The following is a 2468-nucleotide window of genomic DNA, read 5'->3' on the forward strand; positions in this document are numbered from 1 at the left end:
GCGCACCGGGGTCACCGCGGCGCAGGCCGCGCTGGACGCGGCCACCGAGGCGGCTGACCGCGGGCGGGCCCGGCGCGGACGACGCGTACGCGGACGCGCTGGAGCGCTGGCTCGGTCTCGGCGGCGCGGACCTGGAGGAGCGGGCGGAGCAGGTCGCCGCGGAACTGGGGCTGACCGTCGACCTGGACCACCCGATGACCGCCCTCTCCGGCGGCCAGGCGGCCCGGGCCGGGCTGGCGTCGCTGCTGCTCAGCCGGTACGACGTCTTCCTGCTCGACGAGCCCACCAACGACCTGGACCTGGCCGGTCTGGAGCGGCTGGAGCGGTTCGTCACCGGGCTGCGCGCCGGCACGGTGCTGGTCAGCCACGACCGCGAGTTCCTGACCCGGACGGTGACCCGGGTGCTGGAGCTGGACCTGGTCCAGCAGCAGGTCCGGCACTACGGCGGCGGGTACGCGGCGTACCTGGAGGAGCGGGAGGTGGCCCGCCGGCACGCCCGGGCCGACTACGAGGAGTACGCCGACACCCGCGCGGGGCTGGAGGCCCGGGCCCGCACCCAGCGCGCCTGGATGGAGAAGGGCGTGAAGAACGCCCGGCGCAAGGCCACCGACAACGACAAGATCGGCCGCAAGTTCCGGGCCGAGGCGACCGAGAAGCAGGCCGCCAAGGCGAAGCAGACCGAGCGGCTCATCGAGCGCCTGGAGCAGGTCGAGGAGCGAGGAGGGAGTGGGAGCTGCGGATGGAGATCGCCGCCGCGCCCCGCGCCGGCGCGGTGGTGGCCTCGCTGCGCGGCGCCGTCGTCCGCCGGGGCGGCTTCACCCTCGGTCCGGTGGACCTCCAGATCGACTGGGCGGACCGGGTGGCGATCACCGGGGCGAACGGCTCCGGCAAGAGCACCCTGCTCGCCGCGCTGCTGGGCCGGCTGCCGCTGGACGCCGGGCACGCCGCGCTCGGCCCGGGCGTGGTGGTCGGCGAGGTCGACCAGGCCCGGGGGCTCTTCCTCGGCGACCAGCCCCTGGTGGACGCGTTCGGCGCCGCCGTACCCGAGTTGACCCCGGCGGACGTGCGGACGCTGCTGGCCAAGTTCGGCCTGCGCGCGGAGCACGTGCTGCGGCCGGCGGGGACCCTCTCCCCCGGCGAGCGGACCCGGGCGGCGCTGGCGCTGTTGCAGGGGCGCGGAGTCAACCTGCTGGTGCTCGACGAGCCGACCAACCACCTGGACCTGCCGGCGATCGAGCAGCTGGAGTCGGCGCTGGCCAACTACCCGGGGACGCTGCTGCTGGTGACCCACGACCGGCGGATGCTGGACGCGGTGAGCGTCAACCGGCGGCTGCGGGTGGACGCCGGACGGATCGCCGAGGATTGATCCGTGCCGACCGGCGCGCGGCGGGTGAGAATGACCCCATGCTCAAGTGGGAGTACGCGCTGCTGGTGCGGCGACGTCAGGCGGCCACCAACGACATCGGCTGGGAGGTCGTCTTCGTCTGGTACGGCCCGGACGGCTCGATGGTCGACGTCACGCCGTACGGCGACACCGCGCTGGCCCACCTGAACCGGGCCGGCGACCAGGGCTGGGAGCTGGTGGCGATGAGCGAGGACCCGTCGCTGCCCGGCAACAACGAGCTGCACCGCTACCACCTCAAGCGACCGAAGGCGAGCACGGCGCCACGCCAGCGGATGCGGGGCGGCGGCCGAGCCGCCCGGCGCACCATTTCTGGCTGAATTTCCGGCTGATCGGGCGCGCCACGCATACCGGGCGGCGATGCGGGTAACGGCCGGCGGGAGGTGGCCATGGTCGCGCTGGCACAGACGCCGCCCTCGGCCGAGCGGCTGCGGGCGATCGACGGATTCCTCGCCGAGGCCTGGGCGGACCAGGTCCGCCACGACGAACGGCTGCGAGGGCTCGCCGTGGACGTGCGGTTCGACCGGGGGGTCGCCCACCTGACCGGTGCGGTGGCCGAGCCGGCCGAGCTGCGGATGGTCCGCGACCTGGTGGGCCGGCTGGCCGGCGTCTACGGCGTGTGGTGCCGGGTCGGCGTGGGCGGCCGGGAGCCGGTGGTGGTGGACCTGGGCTGCGGCGGCCAGAAGCAGTACCCGAGCAACCTGGGGCTGGACATCTTCCCGGCGCACGGGGTGGACGCCGTGGCGGACCTGTCCGGCTCGCTACCGCTGGCCGACGACTCGGTCGACGTCTTCTTCGCGGTACACATCCTGGAGCACCTGATCGACTTCCTGCCGCTGGTGGACGAGTGCCACCGGGTACTGCGTCCGGGCGGCGTGCTGCACGTGATGAGCCCCTGGTGGGGGCACGTCAACGCGGTGGCCGACCCGACCCACGTACGCCTGCTCGACGTGCAGACGATCAAGGGCATCTGCGGGCAACGCCCGCCGGGCACCCCGCGCTGGTACCCCCTGCACGCCGGCTGCGACGGCGCCTCGATCTTCGCCGACCTCACCCCCCTCCCCCC

Annotated in this window: 2 protein-coding genes and 1 pseudogene; all 3 read left to right on the forward strand. The window is 74.4% G+C overall.

What is annotated here, in order from left to right; translation table 11 throughout:
• A pseudogene (locus JNW89_RS34610) lies at positions 1–1366 on the forward strand (ABC-F family ATP-binding cassette domain-containing protein); the annotation flags it as partial.
• Positions 1367–1404: 38 nt separating this feature from the next.
• Positions 1405–1722, forward strand: coding sequence for a hypothetical protein (locus JNW89_RS34615; protein WP_238452237.1), 318 nt, complete (start codon positions 1405–1407; stop codon positions 1720–1722).
• Between the two features lie 69 nt (positions 1723–1791).
• Positions 1792–2468: methyltransferase domain-containing protein (locus JNW89_RS34620; protein ID WP_238452238.1), on the forward strand; the 677-nt coding region annotated here is incomplete at its 3' end.

The sequence above is a fragment of the Micromonospora sp. 4G55 genome (assembly GCF_016803375.1).